General features: G+C 64.0%; 18 protein-coding genes, 1 tRNA gene and 2 pseudogenes. 4 read left to right on the forward strand and 17 right to left on the reverse strand.

The features are described 5' to 3' along the window. Positions 1-111: 111 nt before the first annotated feature. A complete protein-coding gene (locus HHL25_RS13920) occupies positions 112-1,110 on the reverse strand; it encodes a hypothetical protein (RefSeq protein WP_169591955.1) in 999 nt (332 codons plus the stop codon). A 225-nt stretch (positions 1,111-1,335) separates the two neighbouring features. Between HHL25_RS13920 and HHL25_RS23755 the strand changes: the two genes are divergently transcribed. Then, positions 1,336-1,710: a YegP family protein gene (locus HHL25_RS23755; RefSeq protein WP_169591959.1), complete on the forward strand. Its 375-nt coding sequence runs from the start codon at positions 1,336-1,338 to the stop codon at positions 1,708-1,710. 94 nt (positions 1,711-1,804) lie between these two features. Here the strand turns inward: HHL25_RS23755 and HHL25_RS13930 are convergent, their stop codons facing one another. The 6 genes and pseudogenes from HHL25_RS13930 to HHL25_RS13950 all read right to left on the reverse strand — a co-directional run bounded on the left by HHL25_RS13930 (position 1,805) and on the right by HHL25_RS13950 (position 5,383). After that, positions 1,805-2,296: an acyl-CoA thioesterase gene (locus HHL25_RS13930; protein WP_169591963.1), complete on the reverse strand. Its 492-nt coding sequence runs from the start codon at positions 2,294-2,296 to the stop codon at positions 1,805-1,807. Positions 2,297-2,851: 555 nt separating this feature from the next. Then, on the reverse strand, positions 2,852-3,427 hold the full coding sequence (locus HHL25_RS13935) for a LysE family translocator (RefSeq protein ID WP_169591966.1): 576 nt from the start codon (positions 3,425-3,427) through the stop codon (positions 2,852-2,854). A gap of 105 nt (positions 3,428-3,532) precedes the next feature. Beyond that, a pseudogene (locus HHL25_RS23760) lies at positions 3,533-3,682 on the reverse strand (DapH/DapD/GlmU-related protein); the annotation flags it as partial. A 231-nt stretch (positions 3,683-3,913) separates the two neighbouring features. Next, positions 3,914-4,072 (reverse strand): annotated as a pseudogene (locus HHL25_RS23765) (maltose acetyltransferase domain-containing protein); the annotation flags it as partial. Positions 4,073-4,123: 51 nt separating this feature from the next. Continuing rightward, entirely contained in the window at positions 4,124-4,825 is a 702-nt protein-coding gene (locus HHL25_RS13945) for a type 1 glutamine amidotransferase (RefSeq protein ID WP_169591973.1), read from the reverse strand. A 111-nt stretch (positions 4,826-4,936) separates the two neighbouring features. Further along, entirely contained in the window at positions 4,937-5,383 is a 447-nt protein-coding gene (locus HHL25_RS13950) for a DoxX family protein (protein ID WP_169591977.1), read from the reverse strand. A gap of 128 nt (positions 5,384-5,511) precedes the next feature. Between HHL25_RS13950 and HHL25_RS13955 the strand changes: the two genes are divergently transcribed. After that, positions 5,512-5,817, forward strand: a complete 306-nt coding sequence (locus HHL25_RS13955) for a SelT/SelW/SelH family protein (protein ID WP_169591980.1) — start codon at positions 5,512-5,514, stop codon at positions 5,815-5,817. Positions 5,818-5,867: 50 nt separating this feature from the next. Here HHL25_RS13955 and HHL25_RS23635 read toward each other — a convergent pair whose 3' ends face one another. Further along, positions 5,868-6,305: a BA14K family protein gene (locus tag HHL25_RS23635; RefSeq protein WP_169591983.1), complete on the reverse strand. Its 438-nt coding sequence runs from the start codon at positions 6,303-6,305 to the stop codon at positions 5,868-5,870. A gap of 333 nt (positions 6,306-6,638) precedes the next feature. On the opposite strand from HHL25_RS23635, the gene HHL25_RS13965 reads away from it, so the two are divergent. Continuing rightward, a tRNA-Leu gene (locus tag HHL25_RS13965) sits at positions 6,639-6,725 on the forward strand. 112 nt (positions 6,726-6,837) lie between these two features. On the opposite strand, the gene HHL25_RS13970 is transcribed toward HHL25_RS13965, so the two are convergent. From HHL25_RS13970 to HHL25_RS13985, 4 genes are all read right to left on the reverse strand, one after another. After that, positions 6,838-7,236, reverse strand: a complete 399-nt coding sequence (locus tag HHL25_RS13970) for a hypothetical protein (RefSeq protein WP_169591986.1) — start codon at positions 7,234-7,236, stop codon at positions 6,838-6,840. A gap of 78 nt (positions 7,237-7,314) precedes the next feature. Continuing rightward, a complete protein-coding gene (locus HHL25_RS13975) occupies positions 7,315-8,169 on the reverse strand; it encodes a C40 family peptidase (RefSeq protein ID WP_169591989.1) in 855 nt (284 codons plus the stop codon). A 9-nt stretch (positions 8,170-8,178) separates the two neighbouring features. Continuing rightward, complete coding sequence (locus HHL25_RS13980) at positions 8,179-8,529, reverse strand: MarR family transcriptional regulator (protein ID WP_169591992.1); 351 nt, start codon at positions 8,527-8,529, stop codon at positions 8,179-8,181. A gap of 132 nt (positions 8,530-8,661) precedes the next feature. Beyond that, positions 8,662-10,053, reverse strand: a complete 1,392-nt coding sequence (locus HHL25_RS13985) for a leucyl aminopeptidase family protein (RefSeq protein WP_169591994.1) — start codon at positions 10,051-10,053, stop codon at positions 8,662-8,664. Positions 10,054-10,197: 144 nt separating this feature from the next. On the opposite strand from HHL25_RS13985, the gene HHL25_RS13990 reads away from it, so the two are divergent. Next, a complete protein-coding gene (locus HHL25_RS13990; RefSeq protein ID WP_169591997.1) occupies positions 10,198-11,028 on the forward strand; it encodes a tetratricopeptide repeat protein in 831 nt (276 codons plus the stop codon). A gap of 21 nt (positions 11,029-11,049) precedes the next feature. On the opposite strand, the gene HHL25_RS13995 is transcribed toward HHL25_RS13990, so the two are convergent. From HHL25_RS13995 to HHL25_RS14015, 5 genes are all read right to left on the reverse strand, one after another. Continuing rightward, positions 11,050-11,694, reverse strand: a complete 645-nt coding sequence (locus HHL25_RS13995) for a LysE family translocator (RefSeq protein ID WP_169592000.1) — start codon at positions 11,692-11,694, stop codon at positions 11,050-11,052. Positions 11,695-11,817: 123 nt separating this feature from the next. After that, positions 11,818-12,804, reverse strand: a complete 987-nt coding sequence (locus HHL25_RS14000) for a type II secretion system F family protein (RefSeq protein ID WP_169592003.1) — start codon at positions 12,802-12,804, stop codon at positions 11,818-11,820. A gap of 13 nt (positions 12,805-12,817) precedes the next feature. After that, the gene (locus HHL25_RS14005) at positions 12,818-13,831 is read right to left on the reverse strand and encodes a type II secretion system F family protein (protein ID WP_169592004.1); all 1,014 of its coding nucleotides are present in this window, start codon (positions 13,829-13,831) and stop codon (positions 12,818-12,820) included. A 5-nt stretch (positions 13,832-13,836) separates the two neighbouring features. After that, on the reverse strand, positions 13,837-15,333 hold the full coding sequence (locus tag HHL25_RS14010; RefSeq protein ID WP_169592007.1) for a CpaF family protein: 1,497 nt from the start codon (positions 15,331-15,333) through the stop codon (positions 13,837-13,839). A gap of 28 nt (positions 15,334-15,361) precedes the next feature. Beyond that, on the reverse strand, positions 15,362-16,651 hold the full coding sequence (locus HHL25_RS14015) for an AAA family ATPase (RefSeq protein WP_169592010.1): 1,290 nt from the start codon (positions 16,649-16,651) through the stop codon (positions 15,362-15,364). Positions 16,652-16,657 lie beyond the last annotated feature (6 nt).

The following is a 16,657-nucleotide window of genomic DNA, read 5'->3' on the forward strand; positions in this document are numbered from 1 at the left end:
AGGTCGCCGATCTATCCGACAAGGCCGATGACATCACCGCCACCACAAATTTCCTCTTTCAGGGCTTCTGACGGGCGTCGTTCAACACCCGCCGTTCGCGCGCAACGTCCCTCAATCCCAGGCGATATCGAACTTCAGTCTGGCATTGCCGCTGGCCATGGAGTGGCTGGTGATGTCGCAATTGATCTTGGAGCGGATCGGGGCCGCTCCTTCCAGCGTGAACTGAGACATGCCGTACATGACGTGGTAGCGGCCGCGCACGGGATATTCGGTCGCGTCGCATCCCTTCTTGAAGGTATGGGCGACGCCGTCGATCAGGGCGCCGTCGGGATTGTTCATGTCCCAGGGCTTGCCGCGGAAGAGCACTGTGCCGCGCTTCACGGTGCCGGCGATCGAGTTCTTGGGTCGATCATAGACGATGACGCCCTTCGCGCCATCGACGATCATGATGGAGCCGTTGTGGTCATAGGGAATGCCATCGAGGGAGGCGACGTCGATCACCTCGACCGGAGAGAGCGTGCCGATGCCGTTTCCGCCCGAATGGCTTGACGGCTTCGCCTTCCCACCACCACTCGGCACGGCTTTGTCGCGCAGTCCCTCGGCATAGACGAGCTTTCCGTCCTCGCAGGTGCGCCAGATGCCGTAGCTGCCCTCATGGTAACGCCAGACGGGAAAGCAGAAACCAGGGCCGAGGATCTCGACATCCGGCCAGTCGCTGTCAGTGCGCGGATGGAAGGCGAGATCGGAACCCGGGAAACCGAAGGCGTCGGTCCAGCCGCCCTTGCCGTCGGAAATCAGCAGGCTGATTTCAGAGCCGGCATGCCCGAAACAGCTGGCAGCGCCGCTCGCCTGCTGATGGACGATGAGCTCGTCGATGGCATCGCCGTTGATGTCCTTGATCTCGTAGGGAAGCTCGAGCTTCGAGCCGTTCGATTCGGGGCAAAGCCGGGCTTCCGGCGTGTCGATTGTGGCGATCGCGGCATCGATTTCCGCCTGGGTCCAGGCAAAGGCGGGCGTGGCGGCAAGAAGCGCCAGCGCGCCCGCCATTCCCGTCAGCACTCCCCAGATGGAATTTGTGTTCGCTGCGTCCTGCTTCATCATTGCCCGCATGATCTTCCTCTTCAGTTTCCGGCGCGACACTGGCCGGCAAAACTGAGCGAGGCCTTAACGAAGAGGGGAAAGCGTGGTTACAGGCTTTCCAGCCTCCTAACCGTACGGATCGCATTCGACCGATCGACGCGTAGCCATGCATCTTGCGCTTCCTCAAGTTGCATTCTAAGTATTCTTGACAGTTGTCGGGCGAAATCAGCCCCGACGTCGGCATCAGGAGGAAACATGCACAAGTTCAAGATCTTGAAGAATGAAAAGGGCGCTTTCCGCATCCAGTTCGTCTACAATTCGGAAGTCATGGTCTGGTCTGAAAACTACGCTTCCAAGGCAAGCGCCAAGAATTGCATCGACTCGATCAAGAAGAACGCCCCCGACGCGGCCATTGTCGACCTGACGAAGGAAGAAACCGGCAGCGGTTATCGCTTCGAAATCGATGAGGCGAAGAACGGCGAAACCTTCATCCGCTTCCGGGCATCGAACGGCGAGATCATGGTCCGGTCCGAGACCTACTCGTCGAAGTCCAGCGCAAAAAACTGCGCCGAATCCATCAAGAAGAATGCTCCCGAGGCTCCGGTCGAAGACGAGACGGACATCGCCTGAGCCTATTCAACGGATCGCTGCATGGGCTTTCGGGCCGGTCACGAGACCGACCGCCTGAGCCGTGCGGAGACATTCCGCCGATCAGTCCCGGCCCTCAGTCATTGCCTTCCTTGAGCTCGCGGAAGCGGGCCTCGAATTCGCGTCGCAGAGTACGGCGCACATCGGCTTGGCGCGCGCGCCGGCGTTTTACGTCTGTTTCAAGCGCAAGTTCAGGAACCGGCGTCGGCTTGCCCTCCGCGTCGACCGCCACCATGGTGAAATAACAGGAATTGGTGTGCCGCCGCTCGCCGGTTCGCAGATCCTCGGCCTCGACGCGGATGCCGATTTCCATTGAGGTGCGGCCGGCGAAGTTGACCGAAGCCGAGAAGGTCACCAGTTCGCCCACATGGATCGGCTGGCGAAAAACCACCTGATCAACCGAAAGCGTCACCGCATAATGCTGGGAAAAGCGTGAGGCACAGGAATAGGCGACCCGGTCGAGAATGTTGAGCAGCGCGCCGCCATGCACCTTGCCGGAGAAATTCGCCATGTCCGGCGTCATCAGCACGACCATTTCGAGCTGGCTTGGGTCATGGGCACGATCCATGGGTCTTCCTTTGCAACGAGATCCGTCGCGCCAGTCTAGGGTGGGCGTGAGGCCGTGAAAAGAGGGCGGATGGGGCCCGGCGGTTCTTGGCCCGTGGACGGATGGCAGGACCAAGGGTTCAGCTCTGAAAGTGGATCATGTGCGTAGATCCTCGGGTCAGGCCCGAGGATGACGACCTACAATTTGGGGCGATGCCACATCGCTTCCCGTGCAGCCAGCACCTACATGTCCTTTGCCGCCGTGCCTCCCACAAACTCCGTCATCCTCGGCCTCGACCCGAGGATCCACGCACAAGCCCGCAAGCACTCTCCTCCGACACCCTTCTCCCATCCCCCACCACGGGGAAGCCCCGCCAGTTCCTCCAACAAAATCGACACCGCCCCCGCCCGTTCTTCCCCGCCCATTTCCGCCGCGCATACCCGTCCCCGTTCCGCCCTCGGATACACCAGGCAGTGCGAGGCACGGCGAGGCGGAGCCGGCGCGGGGTTGCGGGACAGTATCGGCCTTCGTTCAGCCAGGGATTTTAGGCACCGCGCCCTGCCCTGCTCGGCCGTGTCACACGAGACCGACGGCCCTGCCGGCGAGGCTGATGGCGAAGAAGACGAGGAAGCAGGCCGCGACGCGGCCGACGAGCGCGGGGTGGCGATGGCTGACGGCGCGGATGACGGCCGATCCCAGCGCCAGCCAAAGGCTCGCCACCACGCCGATCGTCATGCAGAGCACGGCTAGATAGGGCAGTGTTTCTGCGATGCCCGCCGACGGGATGAGCGCCAGCCCGATGATCAGCGCCTTCGGGTTCATGACCGTCGTCCAGTAGACGCAGCGTCCCTTGATACAGGTGTCGGCCGCCGTTGGTGCCGGAGCGGTCCAGAGCCTGATCGCCAGGACCAGGACCCAGGCGGCGGAACACAGCTTGACGAGATCCGAAACCACCGGCTGACCTTCGAGGAAGGGGCCGGCAAAGGTGACGAGGGGAACGATGGTCGTCAGGTAGCCGGCGAGTTCGACGCCCATCAGCGGCCAGGCGCGACGGAAGCCCTGCGACGCCCCCGCCACGGCCAGCAGCGTATTGGTCGGCCCCGGCGTCAGAAGCAGAAGCGCAAGCGCGATGGCAAAGGCGGCAAGGTTCACGTCATGTCTCCGCGGTCCGTTCGCCTGCACCATACATTCGCCCGGCGCTAGCGACTTGATCCCGGTCAATTCGGCCGGCTGCAGGCTTCATTTCCGTGTTGCCGGACGCGCCGGATTGCCGACCACCGTCGCGCCCGCCGGAATGTCGCGCGTGACCACGGCCCCCGCCCCGACGATCGCTCCGTCGCCGATCGAAACACCGGCCAGGATCACCGCCGCGCCGCCGATCCACACATCCCGGCCGATCGTCACGGGGCGGGCCACTTCAAGCCCCGCCGCGCGGCTGGCCCGGTCCTTGTGGTGTTCGGCGCAATAGATCTGCACCGCGGGTCCGAGCATCGAGCCGGCGCCGATTATAACCGGCGCACTGTCGAGAATGACGCAGCCGGCATTCAGGTAGACGCGGTCTGCGAGCGTGATGTTGAAGCCATAGCCGCAATGGAACGGCGCTTCGATGAAGGCTCCTTCGCCGAAACCGGCAAACAACCGGATCAGCGCCGGGGCGGCCTGACCGCGCTCTGCCGGCGCGAGCGTGTTGTGGCTGTGCACCGCTTCGCGCGCCAGGACGCGCAGGCGGTCGAGTTCGTCATCGAGGCAGCTGTACCACTCGCCTGCCGCCATCTTCTCGCGTTCGCTCGGCGCCATGTCCGGCTCCTTCCAAACAATGTTGCCGGCGCAGCGGAGACGGCGCCCGGCTCAGATCAGCGACACCCAGGCCCGGGCGATGGCAAGCCCCGCCGCATCGGCTTTCTGCCCTTGGGAAGCGGCGTATTCGGGGTGGCGGGAAAGCCATCCTGGATGCTTGCGCTCGACCAGTTCGGGGAACATGCGGTTCCATTCCTCGACGACGCCGCGGTTCGCTTCGAAATGGAATTGCATGCCATAGGCTGCACGACCAACACGGAAGGCCTGGTGGTGAACGGCGTCATTGGCGGCGAGATGCACGGCCTCCGGCGGCAGCGTGAAGGTGTCGTCATGCCACTGGAAGGACAGGAAGCTGTCGTCGGCGATCGCCGAAAGCACGGGGTCGGCTCGACCGGCTTGCGTCGGGCGGATCGCCTGCCAGCCGAATTCGGGGGCCGCGCCGATCAGGTTGTCGCCGCCGAAGGCGCGGGCGAGCATCTGGCTTCCAAGGCATATGCCGAGCACCGCCTTGTCGGCTTCGCCGAAGGCCCGCATGCGCTCGGCCAGCACGGGAAGATAGGGATGCTTCTCGTCGTCGCGGGCATTCTGCTCGCCCCCGAGCACGACCAGCGCATCATAATCCTCGACCGAATTCGGCAGCGGTTCGCCGGCATAGGCGCGGATCGTGTCGATGCGTGCCCCCGCCTCGGCGAGCGCCACGCCCACCTGACCGGGGTCCGAATAACGGGTGTTTTCGATGATGGCTACGCGCATTGTCCGTCCCTTGCCGACTCGCTCGGCGACGAGATGACCACGACGGGAAATCCTCTTCAAGGGCCGGCGGCGTCGCTTGTGGCGCCACCGGCATGCTTTTGCGCTCCGGCCTCAGAATACCTTCTTCAACCGCGCATCGACCGAGTGACTGTTTCCGCCACGGATGGCGAAAAAGATGAAGATCGTCGTCCAGAGGATCGACTTCTCGGCACCACCCAGTCCTTCCGCCTTGACGATACTATGGGAATAGACGGTCACGAGGAGAACGATCGCCGCCGCAAGCGAGGCCGGGCGGGTGAATAGGCCGATCGCCACCAGGATGCCGCCGAAGAATTCCGTCGCGGCAAGCAGCGGCGACCAGAAAACGCCGGGATAGAAGCCGAGGCTTTCGACCATGCCGACCGCACCGAACGGGTTCATGATCTTTCCGTAGCCGTGAGTGACGAGGAGCAGGCCGGCAACCACCCTCAGGATCGTCTCGACGCTTTGGTGGCCGGCGGAATAGAGCGGTGCGACCTCGGGAACGATCAGACGGTTGCGGTCGACGGGGGTGGACATGCTATCACTCCTTGTTTGCTTCTCGCCCGTCATCGCCTTGTCACCGCGACGGCTCAAGCGTCGGGCAATAATAACCTGATAAATTCAGTTGACTTTTTCGTGATGATTGAGACGAACGGAACTGAGGCATGAACGACAAGCCACGCATCACCATTCTCTACTGCACCCAGTGCAACTGGCTTCTGAGGGCCGGCTGGATGGCCCAGGAGCTCCTGCAGACCTTCGGCGACAGCCTCGGCGAAGTGGCGCTCCTGCCCGGAACGGGTGGCAATTTCGAGATCCGTGTGGATGGCGCACTGATCTGGGAGCGCAAGCGCGACGGCGGCTTTCCCGGTCCCAAGGAACTCAAGCAGAAGGTGCGCGACGTGATCGAGCCGGAGCGCGATCTCGGCCATGTCGACCGGCATGCGTCAGCACCGGAAAAGGAAGACTGAAACGAAGAGGGCGGGGATCTCTCCCCGCCCGAAGCCTTTGCCGATGTCGCTCAGTAGTAGGGCGAACGGCAGATCTTGAAGTAACCGCTCGACGACAGGAAGCGGTTGGTCTCCGGATTGTACGAGCGGTAGCGGTTGAAGCACCACTGCACATGCCGGTCCCAGCTGCGCCCGCCATAGACCGGCGGGGGCGGCGGAGGCGGCCGGCGGTAGATCGGCGGCGGCGGCCGGTGGTAGCCGTCATCCCATCCGGGAGGCGCTCCCCACGGCGGCGGGGGCGGCGGCCGGCGATAGATCGGCGGCGGCGGCGGTCGACGGATGTCGTAGCAGCCATAGGGGTCGCAGAAGACCTCGACGTTCACCACGTCGGAGGTTTCCGCAGCCAGCCGAAGCGACGGCGAGATCCCGGTCGCGGCTTCTGCCTGAGCGCCGAGCAGGCTTCCAAGGCCGATCAGCGAGCTCATTAGAAATGTGCCCAGTTTTTTCATGCGCTCCTCCAGGAGATAGAGCATTCGGCCTAGCGGGAGGACCATCCTCCCTTGCGCCGCGTTTTCGCGACCTGCCATCCCGGATGCCTTCGACCCGAAGGTCGACGGATCATGCGAAACGACGAAATCCCCTTGATCTTCCTAGAGATCGTGGCAATTCCAAGACGTCCTCGCCTGCGTTCCGGCTTGTCGCTTGGCTCATCCTATCCCCACTTCCGGGGACTTCCGCAAGGATAAAAAGCGGGGTTTGCAAAGGGTCGAAGACGGTTCGACACGAAAACTTCAAAAACCCGGTTGACAGCCGGAGTCGGCCCCTTTAAACGGCTCTTCGTCGCCCAGATGGCGGAATTGGTAGACGCGCCAGCTTCAGGTGCTGGTACCCGAAAGGGTGTGGAGGTTCGAGTCCTCTTCTGGGCACCAAATTCCCGTTTCAGACCGTCCCAGATGGTCCTGAAGCAAAGCAAAAAGCCCGGTTCGCCGGGCTTTTTTGTTGCCTGAGATTCAGCCGATCCGTTTGAAGGCAAGCGCCCCCTCAGTCGATGGCGCGCGGGTTGACGCCGGGATACCAACCACGGGAAGGCGTCGGTGGCGAGAGGCCCTCATAGACGGCGCCATTGCGGGTGCAACGGTAGACACGCACCGGCATGCCGTCACCGTGGAAGCGGACGCCATCGCGGCTGCGCTGGGTCCGGATCTCCGAATCGCAGCGATAGGATGACTGCATGTCGGACGGGCTCGCTCCGGGCTTGACGCCGGGCAGGTCATGGAAGGTCTCGGCGGTCGGTGGAACCAGAAGCGCCGGCGACTTCGTCTTCTGGGCTGCCGGCACCGCGGATGCGGAAAGGAGCAACACGCCAAGCAAACCGGCGAAACCGAGGAGCCGCGAGAGGTTCGAGGCGCCTTGCAGCCGTCGTTCAGTCCTTGATGCCACGTGCAAAACTCCCGGATGCCGATCAGCGTTCAGTCTGCATATGGGGCGCCCCGCAGGCAGAACCAAGTGCCGCGCCGATCAAAGGACGGGACGGCGATAGCCGGTCGGGTATTGGTAGAGCCAGCCGATCCGTTCGACCGCCGCTTCGAAGCCTTCGAGCGCGACCGTCATGGTGTGGCCGTTGGCGTGCAGCAGCGTGTGCTCGTCTGCCATGATGCCGGCATGGCCCTTCCAGAAGACGAGGTCGCCGCGGCGAAGCTCCTCGCGGGCAATCTCGGCCCCCAGGCCGGCGGCCTGCATGTCGGAATCCCGCGGTGCCGTGCGGCCGGTCATCTGCAGGGCAAGCTGGACGAGACCGGAACAATCGATGCCGAAACCGGAGCGCCCGCCCCACAGATAGGGCGTTTCGAGGAAGCGGCTGGCGATCGCCACAAAATCGTCGGTGGCATAGATGCCGAGCGGCAGGCAGTGGTTCGCCACCACGGCCCGGCCGTCGGCGAGCAGGAAGTAGCGCGTGCCACGGGTCTCGGCTTCTCCGGTCACCGCGATACGGCTTCCCATGGAAAGGGTCGCGGCGACGGGGAAGCGCAGGTCGGCGCCCGGATAGACGAAGGTTCTGGGCACGATGACGTGATGGGTGGGGGCGGGCGCATCAACGCTGAGCGCAGTCTCCGGCAGGTAACCGACATAGCCGTCGGAGCCCGCCTTGACCCAGGCCCAGCCGCCGGCGCGGTCGAAGACGGTCACGGCCTCGCCCAACAGAAGCTCCGTGTCGATGCCGGCTGCGGCATCGGGTTTCGCACGAAGGCCGACCACCGGCAGGCCGACCCGCGCGGGGCCGCCCTCGACGAAGCGGGCGGCATTCACAAGTCCGTCGAGCGCCTTGTCGGCAAGGTCGTCACGAAAGGCGTTCAGTCTGCGGTCGAGAGGCATGGCTTTCTTTCAGTAGGTCAGCTTGCGGGCCTGGTCGATGACCAGGTCGCCGAATTTCTCGAGGAAGAGCGCACCTCCGACGGTACGCTTGATGACGACGTTGCGCCGGTCGCGCTCGTCGCGGACGCGGTCGACCAGTCCCATCTCGCCCATCGTGTCGAGGGCACGGGTAATGACCGGCTTGGTGACGTTGAGCGTCGCGGCGAGCCCGCGCACCGTGTGCGGCGGAGGCACCAGATAGATCTGCAGAAGGATCGCCATCTGACGCAGCGTCAGGTCGCGCTTGTCTTCCTGCACCTGCTGCAGCGTCACCTTGTGCCAGAGGCCCAAGGCCTCGCTGGCGGTCAGTTCAACACTCATGGGCCGATCCGGAAACGGGGTTGCGTTCTTCTTTTCCGGCAATCGCGGCCGCAATGCAAGCATGTCAGGTGTGACGAAGGACTGTTGCAGCCGTCGCGGGGAGTGCTCAAGCGCCCTCCCCGCGCATCGGCATCATTTCACGCCAGAGCGCAGGAAACGATAGAGCGCACGGATCGCCTGGGCTTCTCCGCCGACCGGCGAATGGGGGCGTTCCGACTGCGACCAGCCGAAGATGTCGAAATGAACCCAGCTCTTCGACTTGCCGACGAAACGCTTGAGGAAGAGTGCCGCGGTAATCGCGCCCGCCATGCCGCCGCTCGGCGAATTGGTGAGGTCGGCAATCTGGGCGCGGATGTTCTTGTCGTAGCCGCGGTAGAGCGGCAGACGCCACATCGGGTCGTCCGTCTCGAGGCTCGCATCGACCAGTTCGTGGGCAAGGTCCTCGTCGTCGGTGAAGAAGGGCGGCAAGTCCGGACCGAGCGCCACGCGGGCGGCACCCGTCAGCGTTGCCATGTCGATCAGCAGATCCGGTCCTTCCTCGTCCGCATAGGCGAGCGCATCGGCCAGAATCAGCCGGCCCTCGGCATCGGTGTTGTCGATCTGGACGGTCAGGCCCTTGCGGCTGCGATAGACATCGCCCGGACGGTAGGCATTGCCGGCGATCGAATTTTCCACGGCCGGCACGATTACGCGCAGGTCGATCTTGAGCTTCGCATCCATGATCATCAGGGCAAGGCCCATGACATTGGCCGCACCGCCCATGTCCTTCTTCATCAGGAGCATGTTGGCGGCGCCCTTGATGTCGAGGCCGCCGGTGTCGAAACAGACGCCCTTGCCAACCAGCGTGACCTTGGGATGCCCCTTCTTGCCCCAGCGCATTTCAAGCAGACGCGGCGCCTGGGCGCTGGCACGGCCGACCGTGTGCACGAGCGGGAAATTGCGTTCCAGCAGGCCGTCGCCGACGATCACAGAGACCTCGGCCTTGTAGTGCTCGGCAAGGGCACGGAACGCCTTTTCGAGATCGGCCGGACCCATGTCGTTGGTCGGCGTGTTGATCAGGTCGCGCGCCAGGTAGACGCCGGCGAGCTGGCGCTTGATATCGGCCGCGTCGGCGTCCTGCGGGATGAGCAGGGTTGGTTCCGACGGCTTTTCGGTGCGGTAGCGGGTGAACTTGTAGGCACCGAGGCCATAGCCGAGCAGCAGTCGGTTGGCCGTCAGCGGCGCGGTCTCGATATGCCAGTCGCCGGCTGGCAGGGTGCGCGCCAGCTTGCCGGTGAGGAACGGTGTTTCAGAGGGGTTCGAGCCGAGGCCGAAAAGCGCTCCGCCGAGATGGCCGTCCTCGGTCGGGATCAGCAGCAGGGCACCCGACTCCGCCTTGAAACCGACCTTGCGGGCCCAGTCGAGGGCGATCGGATCGATCGTGCCGGTCTCGATATGGGCCGGGGTCACGGCGAAGACCGGCAGGGTCTTGCCGCCCTTGGTGTTGAACGGGGTCGGACGGTCAATGTACTGGTAGGGGACCATGGTCTGCCTTCTTCGGAGAATCACCTCGGGTTGGCGCTGTTAACGCTCCGTTAGGGTTAACAGATTATTGCTTGAGCGGAGGTTGCGCCGCCTTCGCCCTTCCGGACGACGCCGAGGCGCACACACCGATCCAGGACAAGCGACATGGCTCTTCGGCACGCATTCACCGGTTCCCCTGCCCGTCTCATGGGCAGCGTCTGCATCCTCGTCGCAGCCGCGGCCCTTGCCGGGTGTTCGACGACGAAGGACAAGACGCTCACCACCGGATCGATCCCCAAGATGACCAAGCCCGTCGAATCGATGACGGCGCCGGAACTCGCAAGCGCCGCCGAGCGCATCGGCAGCGCCTACGAACGCAATCCGAAGGACCGCAATACCGGGCTTGCCTATGCCAACATCCTGATGATGACCGGGCGCAACACCCAGGCGCTTGCCGTCATGCAGCAGGTGGCGATCGCCAATCCGGCCGATCGCGAGGTCCTCGCCGCTTTCGGCAAGGCGCAAGCTGCGGCTGGCCAGCTGGAACAGGCGCTCGCCACAATTGGCCGCGCCCAGACCCCGGACCGGCCCGACTGGCGCCTCTATTCCGCGGAAGGCGCCGTCCTCGACCAGCTCGGCCGCTCGCAGGAGGCCCGCGACCGCTACCGGATGGCGCTCGACATCAATCCGAACGAGCCGACCATCCTTTCCAATCTCGGCATGTCCTACCTGCTTTCGGGCGACTTGAAGACGGCCGAAACCTATCTGCGCAGCGGTTCTCAGCAGCCGGGCGCCGACAGCCGCGTCCGGCAGAACCTGGCGCTGGTGGTGGGACTGCAGGGCCGCTTCCAGGAAGCCGAGCAGATCGCCCGCCAGGAACTCGACCCGCAGCAGGCCGACGCCAATGTCGCCTATCTGCGCTCGATGCTCCAGCAGCAGAATTCCTGGAAACAGCTCGCCTCCAAGGAAAACAAGAGCGACAACAACACCAACTGATCCGGCAGTGCAGTGGGAAGATCAGACCGGCCGCAGGCGCACGGCATCGAGGATCAGGCGGATGCCTAATCCGACCAGCACCGCGCCGGCGATGCGGTCGACGACGTGTTTTGCCCGGCCATAGGCCGCGCGCGGGCGTTCGGCGGAAAAGACCAGAGCCACCACGGCATACCACCCCGCCTCGATCAGGAAGACGGCAAGCGGCAGCGCGGTGAAGAGCCAGGCTTCCGGCGAGGCCGGCAGGAAGGCTGCAAAGATGCTGCCATAGACGAGTGCCGTCTTCGGATTGCTGAGCTGGGTCGCCGCGCCGAGGAAGAAGCTCCTCCAGGCGCCCTCGCCGCGCTTTTTCCCCTCGCCGCGCTCCGGCGGAAGCGGCAGGCTGGCGCCCCGCCAGATGCGCACGCCGAGATAAGCGAGATAGGCGCCCCCCAGCAACTTGAACAGCAGATAGGCCCATTCGACCCGCATCAGAAGCGCGTTGAGGCCGGCCAGCGCGAGCAGGGCGAAGACCGCACCGCCGATGCCCATGCCGAGCGCGGCGGCAAGGCCGGCCTGGCGGGAGCGAATGATCGCGGTATGCGAGACGAGCACGAAACTCGGTCCCGGGCTCACGGCACCGACAAGCACGGTGCCGACAATGCTCAGCAGAATGACGATGGAAGACATCAGCACGTTCCCCGAAACGACAGACGGATTGGAAACGTGTAGGCTGAGTTGGTCCAACCGGCAATCGGCGGATGGGGCCTTTTTCAGGACGGAAAGCCGCGTCACCCCTTTGCCGGAAGTGCCCTAGAAGCGATCGGCCACCTGCATGCCGGCCGGACCGAGAATGACGGCGACGAGCACCGGCAGGAAGAAGAGGATCATCGGAACCGTGAGCTTGGGCGGCAGGGCGGCCGCCTTCTTTTCCGCCTCGTTCATGCGTTCGTCACGGCCTTCCTGGGCAAGCACGCGCAGCGCCTGGGCGATCGGCGTGCCGTAGCGCTCGGCTTGGATCAGGGCCTGGGTCACGGCCTTCACGCCGTCGAGCTGGGTACGGGTGCCGAGATTTTCCAGCGCCGTGCGACGGTCCTGGAGGAAGGAAAGCTCGGCGGTGGTGAGGACCATTTCCTCGGCGAGCTCCGGCGATTGAATGGCGATCTCTTCAGCCACGCGCCGCATGGCCGCCTCGATCGAGATACCCGACTCGACGCAGATCAGCATGAGATCGAGCGCGTCCGGCCAGGCGCGACGGATCGACAGCTGGCGTTTGGTCATCTTGTTCGAGACATAGATGTTCGGCAGGTAAAAGCCGACATAACCGCCGACGATGGTCACCAGAAGGCGGATGCCGAAGGGTTTCTCCGCCATGTTGCCGAGCGCGAAAATCCAGAGCCCCGTCAAGGTCAGGGTCAGAAACGGCAGCAGGAAGCGGGCGACCAGGAAGATATTGAGAGCGTTTTGCGAACGGAAGCCGGCGGCCTTCAGCTTGTCCATGGTCGCGTCGTCGACAAGCGCCTGGCGCAGGTTGAAGCGCTCGACGATCTGGCGGACGGACTGGTTGTTGGTGGCGCGAAGGCTCGCCTTGCCATGGGTGCTCTCGGCGTTCATGCGGGCACGTTCGCGGGCGCGGATCTGATCGCGTTCGGTCGAGACGGCGCGCATGCGCTTGCCGAGGTCGCCCCGCTCCAGATAGGGAATTGCGATCGTATAGAGCGTGGCAAAGACGGCGATGGCGACAAGCGCCGCAACGACCAGAGCGGGGTCGGTCAGTGTGGCGGCCAGATCCTGCGACATGCCCGGTCCTCCCCTAGATATCGAAATTGATCATGTTGCGCATGACGACGATGCCGATCGACATCCAGATACCCGACGCACCAAGAATCATATGTCCACGCGGATCCGTGAACAGCAGCATGATGTACTGGGGCGACGTCAGGTAGACGAGCAGCGTCACGATGAACGGCAGCGCCCCGATGATGACGGCAGACGCCTTGGCTTCCATCGAGAGTGCATTGACCTTGGCGCGCATCTTCTTGCGTTCGCGCAGGACGCGGGCGAGGTTCGACAGGGCCTCCGAGAGGTTGCCGCCAGCCTGCGACTGGATGGCGATGACGATCGAAAAGAAGTTCACTTCCTGGAGCGGCATGGTGAGCATCATGCGCTGGCAGGCTTCGGGCACGCTCAGGCCGACCTGCTGCGATTCGACCACGCGGCGGAACTCGCTCTTCACCGGCTCCTGGCCCTCGGCGGCGATGAGGCGCAGGGCATCGTTGAGAGGCAGGCCCGAGCGGATCGAACGCACCATGACGTCGAGCGAGTTGGGAAGCTCCGCCAGGAACTTCTTCTGCCGGCGGCCGATGAGGAAACCGAGGATCCAGCGGGGCAGGCCGAGACCGGCGACGAACCCCGCGCCGAGCACGGCGAGCAACGGCAGACCGAGTACGAAGGTGCCAATGATGAAGACCAGGCCCAGAACGACGCTGGCCACATAGAAATGCGTGGGGGTGAAGGGCAGACCGGCCTGGACAAGACGCGACTTGAGGCTGGCGCTGGCGATCTTCTTGTTCTTCTCTTCCTGCTTGCGCTCCAGGTCCTTCAGCGAATCCTGCACCGACTTGCGTCGCTTGGAGATTTCCTGGACGCGGTCGCGGGCGGCTTTCACCTTCACCTGGTCGGTCTCGGCCGCCTTCACGCGATTGATGCGGCTTTCGGTCTTCTTGTCGGCTTCAATGCGGGAATAGAGCAGGCCATAGGCGATCCCGCCCGTCGCGATCGCGGCGAGCACGACGATGGCAACCACCGTGGGATCAAAACCGAACATCTCCGTCAGGCCCCCTTGGTCTTCTGTTCCATGGCGTCGAGGGCAGCAGCCAGACGGCGCTCCTCGTTGTAGTAGCGGGCACGATCCCAGAAGTGCGGCTTGCCGATGCCGGTCGAGACATGGCGACCGACGATCTTGCCGTTGTGGTCCTCACCTTCGATCTCGTAGCGCATCAGATCCTGGGTGACGATGACATCGCCTTCCATGCCGATCACCTCGGTGATGTGGGTGATGCGGCGCGAACCGTCGCGCAGGCGGGCGGCCTGGATGACGACGTCGACGGAACCGGCTATGATCTCGCGCACGGTCTTGGCGGGCAGCGTGAAACCGCCCATGGCGATCATCGATTCCATACGGGAGAGGCACTCGCGCGGCGTGTTGGCGTGAATGGTACCCATCGAACCGTCGTGACCGGTGTTCATCGCCTGCAGGAGGTCGAAGACCTCCGATCCGCGCACTTCGCCGACGATAATGCGTTCGGGACGCATGCGCAGGCAGTTCTTGACGAGATCGCGCATGGTGATCTCGCCCTCGCCCTCGATGTTCGGCGGGCGGGTTTCAAGGCGCACCACATGCGGCTGTTGCAACTGGAGTTCGGCGGTATCTTCGCAGGTGATGACGCGCTCGTCGGTATCAATGTAGCCGGTGAGGCAGTTGAGGAGCGTCGTCTTACCCGAGCCGGTACCGCCGGAGATGACGACGTTGCAACGGACGCGGCCGATGATCTGCAGGACCTGCGCGCCCTCCGGCGTGATCGCACCGAACTTGACGAGCTGGTCGAGGTTGAGCTTGTCCTTCTTGAACTTACGAATGGTGAGCGCCGGGCCGTCGATGGCGAGTGGCGGCGCGATGACGTTGACGCGGCTGCCGTCGGGAAGTCGGGCGTCGCAGATCGGCGAGCTTTCGTCGACGCGGCGGCCAACCTGGCTGACGATGCGCTGGCAGATCGACAGCAGCTGGGAATTGTCGCGGAACCGGATCTCCGATTCGATGGTCTTGCCATTCACTTCGATGAAGGTCTGGCCGGCTCCGTTGACCATGATGTCGGCGATGTCGTCGCGGGCGAGTAGCGGCTCCAGCGGACCGAAACCCAGGACGTCGTTGCAGATGTCCTCGAGCAGTTCTTCCTGCTCGGAAATCGACATCGCGAAGTTCTTGATCGTGATGATGTCGTTGACGATGTCGCGGATTTCCTCGCGCGCACTCTCGCCGTCGAGCTTGGCCAGCTGCGACAGATCGATGGTGTCGATCAGCGCCGAGAAGACCTGGCTCTTGGTATCGTAATAATCCTGGGTGCGCGCAGGGCGCCGACGCGCCGCCGGGGACGCCGGAGCCTGCATCGACGGCGGAGCCACCTGCTGGCGGGAGATTGGCTCGTCGGCCGGCTCAAGGGTCGGCGCGGGGCGCTGCGGAGCCACGGCAGCCGGCGACGGCGCCGGCGAAACCGTTCCGGCTCCTGCTCCGCCCTTGCCAAATCCGTCGCTTCCGCGCTTGCCAAACATCACTGACTACCTGTTCCTGTCGAAGACATCACTTGCGCTTCAGAAGCTCGAGCACCTTGCCGAGCCCGGGCTTCTTCGGCTTCTTCACCGTCGCGCGCCCGGTCACCAGATGAGCGATCTGGGCGAAGGTTTCCGAAGTCGGCGATTTCGCATCGATTTCCGAGATCATCCGGCCGCTGTTCGCGGCATTGCCGAACAGTGCCGCATCGAAGGGAATGATGGCGATCGGCTCGATCTCAAGTGGTTCGAAGAAGTCCTGCGGCGCAATCTCGGGACGCTTCGGCATGCCCACCTGGTTGAGGATCAGGTGCGGCGGCTTGTCGTTGGGACGCAGCTTCTTCAGGGCGTCGAGCATGTTCTTGGCATTGCGCAGGTTCGCGAGATCCGGGGCGCAGGTGATGACCACCTCGTCGGCCTCGCCGAGCACCGTGCGCGTCCAGTCGGACCAGGCATGCGGCACGTCGAGCACCGTGACCGGTGCCGAGCGCTGCAGGAGCTCGAGCAGCGGCTGGAAGGCCGAACGGTCGAAATCATAGGCCCGGTCGAGAAGCGAAGGGGCAGCAAGCAGCGAAAGGTTCTGCGAGCAGGTCGTCAGCAGGCGATCAAGGAAGACCTCGTCGAGCCGGTCCGGAGAGAAGACGGCCTCCGCGATGCCCTGTGCCGGGTCCTGGTCGAAGTCGATGTTGGCGGTGCCGTAGGCGAGATCGAGGTCGGCCAGAATGGTTTCGGTCGAAAAGAGGCTCGAAATGCCGAAGGCACAGTTGTGGGCGATCGTCGAGGAGCCCACGCCGCCCTTGGCGCCGATGAAGGCGATGTTGCGGCCGAGCGGCTCTGCTTCGGGATCGACGAAGATCGCGGACACCGCGGCCATGATCTCGGCCATGCTGACCGGCGCGACGATGTATTCCGAGATGCCGTTGCGGATCAGCTCGCGATAGAGCGCAATGTCGTTGTGGCGACCGATGATGATGACGCGCGAGCTCGGGTCACAGACCTCGGCCAATGGCGCGAGCTCGCCGAGAAGCGCCTGCGGCGTCGCATCGGTTTCCAGGATGATCAGGTTCGGGGTCGGCGTGGAGCCGAACATCGCGGCCGCAGCGGCGATGTTTCCGCTGGTGATCCGGAGGCTCACCTTGGCCATGCGCCGATCCTGGGCGCATTGCTCCATCACCCGCTGCACGCCCTCGGAAATGCAGAAGGCGTGCATCGAGATACGCGGCAGAGGCCGCAGGCTTTCGAGGTCGCCCGTGGCAACCCGTTCCTCGGGGTAGAGTTCGTCCCCGGCCCTCTTCTCGAATTCGTAGTCGATCGCACTCATGCTTTC

Source organism: Rhizobium terricola (genome assembly GCF_012927355.1).
GTDB classification, from domain to species: Bacteria; Pseudomonadota; Alphaproteobacteria; order Rhizobiales; family Rhizobiaceae; genus Allorhizobium; species Allorhizobium terricola.

Coding starts and splice junctions, on each gene's coding strand:
- HHL25_RS13920 (WP_169591955.1), bottom strand. CDS start 1,110: ATGCGGGCAATGATGAAGCAGGACGCAGCGAACACAAATTCCATCTGG.
- HHL25_RS23755 (WP_169591959.1), top strand. CDS start 1,336: ATGCACAAGTTCAAGATCTTGAAGAATGAAAAGGGCGCTTTCCGCATC.
- HHL25_RS13930 (WP_169591963.1), bottom strand. CDS start 2,296: ATGGATCGTGCCCATGACCCAAGCCAGCTCGAAATGGTCGTGCTGATG.
- HHL25_RS13945 (WP_169591973.1), bottom strand. CDS start 4,825: ATGCGCGTAGCCATCATCGAAAACACCCGTTATTCGGACCCCGGTCAG.
- HHL25_RS13950 (WP_169591977.1), bottom strand. CDS start 5,383: ATGTCCACCCCCGTCGACCGCAACCGTCTGATCGTTCCCGAGGTCGCA.
- HHL25_RS13955 (WP_169591980.1), top strand. CDS start 5,512: ATGAACGACAAGCCACGCATCACCATTCTCTACTGCACCCAGTGCAAC.
- HHL25_RS23635 (WP_169591983.1), bottom strand. CDS start 6,305: ATGAAAAAACTGGGCACATTTCTAATGAGCTCGCTGATCGGCCTTGGA.
- HHL25_RS13975 (WP_169591989.1), bottom strand. CDS start 8,169: ATGCCTCTCGACCGCAGACTGAACGCCTTTCGTGACGACCTTGCCGAC.
- HHL25_RS13980 (WP_169591992.1), bottom strand. CDS start 8,529: ATGAGTGTTGAACTGACCGCCAGCGAGGCCTTGGGCCTCTGGCACAAG.
- HHL25_RS13985 (WP_169591994.1), bottom strand. CDS start 10,053: ATGGTCCCCTACCAGTACATTGACCGTCCGACCCCGTTCAACACCAAG.
- HHL25_RS13990 (WP_169591997.1), top strand. CDS start 10,198: ATGGCTCTTCGGCACGCATTCACCGGTTCCCCTGCCCGTCTCATGGGC.
- HHL25_RS13995 (WP_169592000.1), bottom strand. CDS start 11,694: ATGTCTTCCATCGTCATTCTGCTGAGCATTGTCGGCACCGTGCTTGTC.
- HHL25_RS14000 (WP_169592003.1), bottom strand. CDS start 12,804: ATGTCGCAGGATCTGGCCGCCACACTGACCGACCCCGCTCTGGTCGTT.
- HHL25_RS14005 (WP_169592004.1), bottom strand. CDS start 13,831: ATGTTCGGTTTTGATCCCACGGTGGTTGCCATCGTCGTGCTCGCCGCG.
- HHL25_RS14010 (WP_169592007.1), bottom strand. CDS start 15,333: ATGTTTGGCAAGCGCGGAAGCGACGGATTTGGCAAGGGCGGAGCAGGA.
- HHL25_RS14015 (WP_169592010.1), bottom strand. CDS start 16,651: ATGAGTGCGATCGACTACGAATTCGAGAAGAGGGCCGGGGACGAACTC.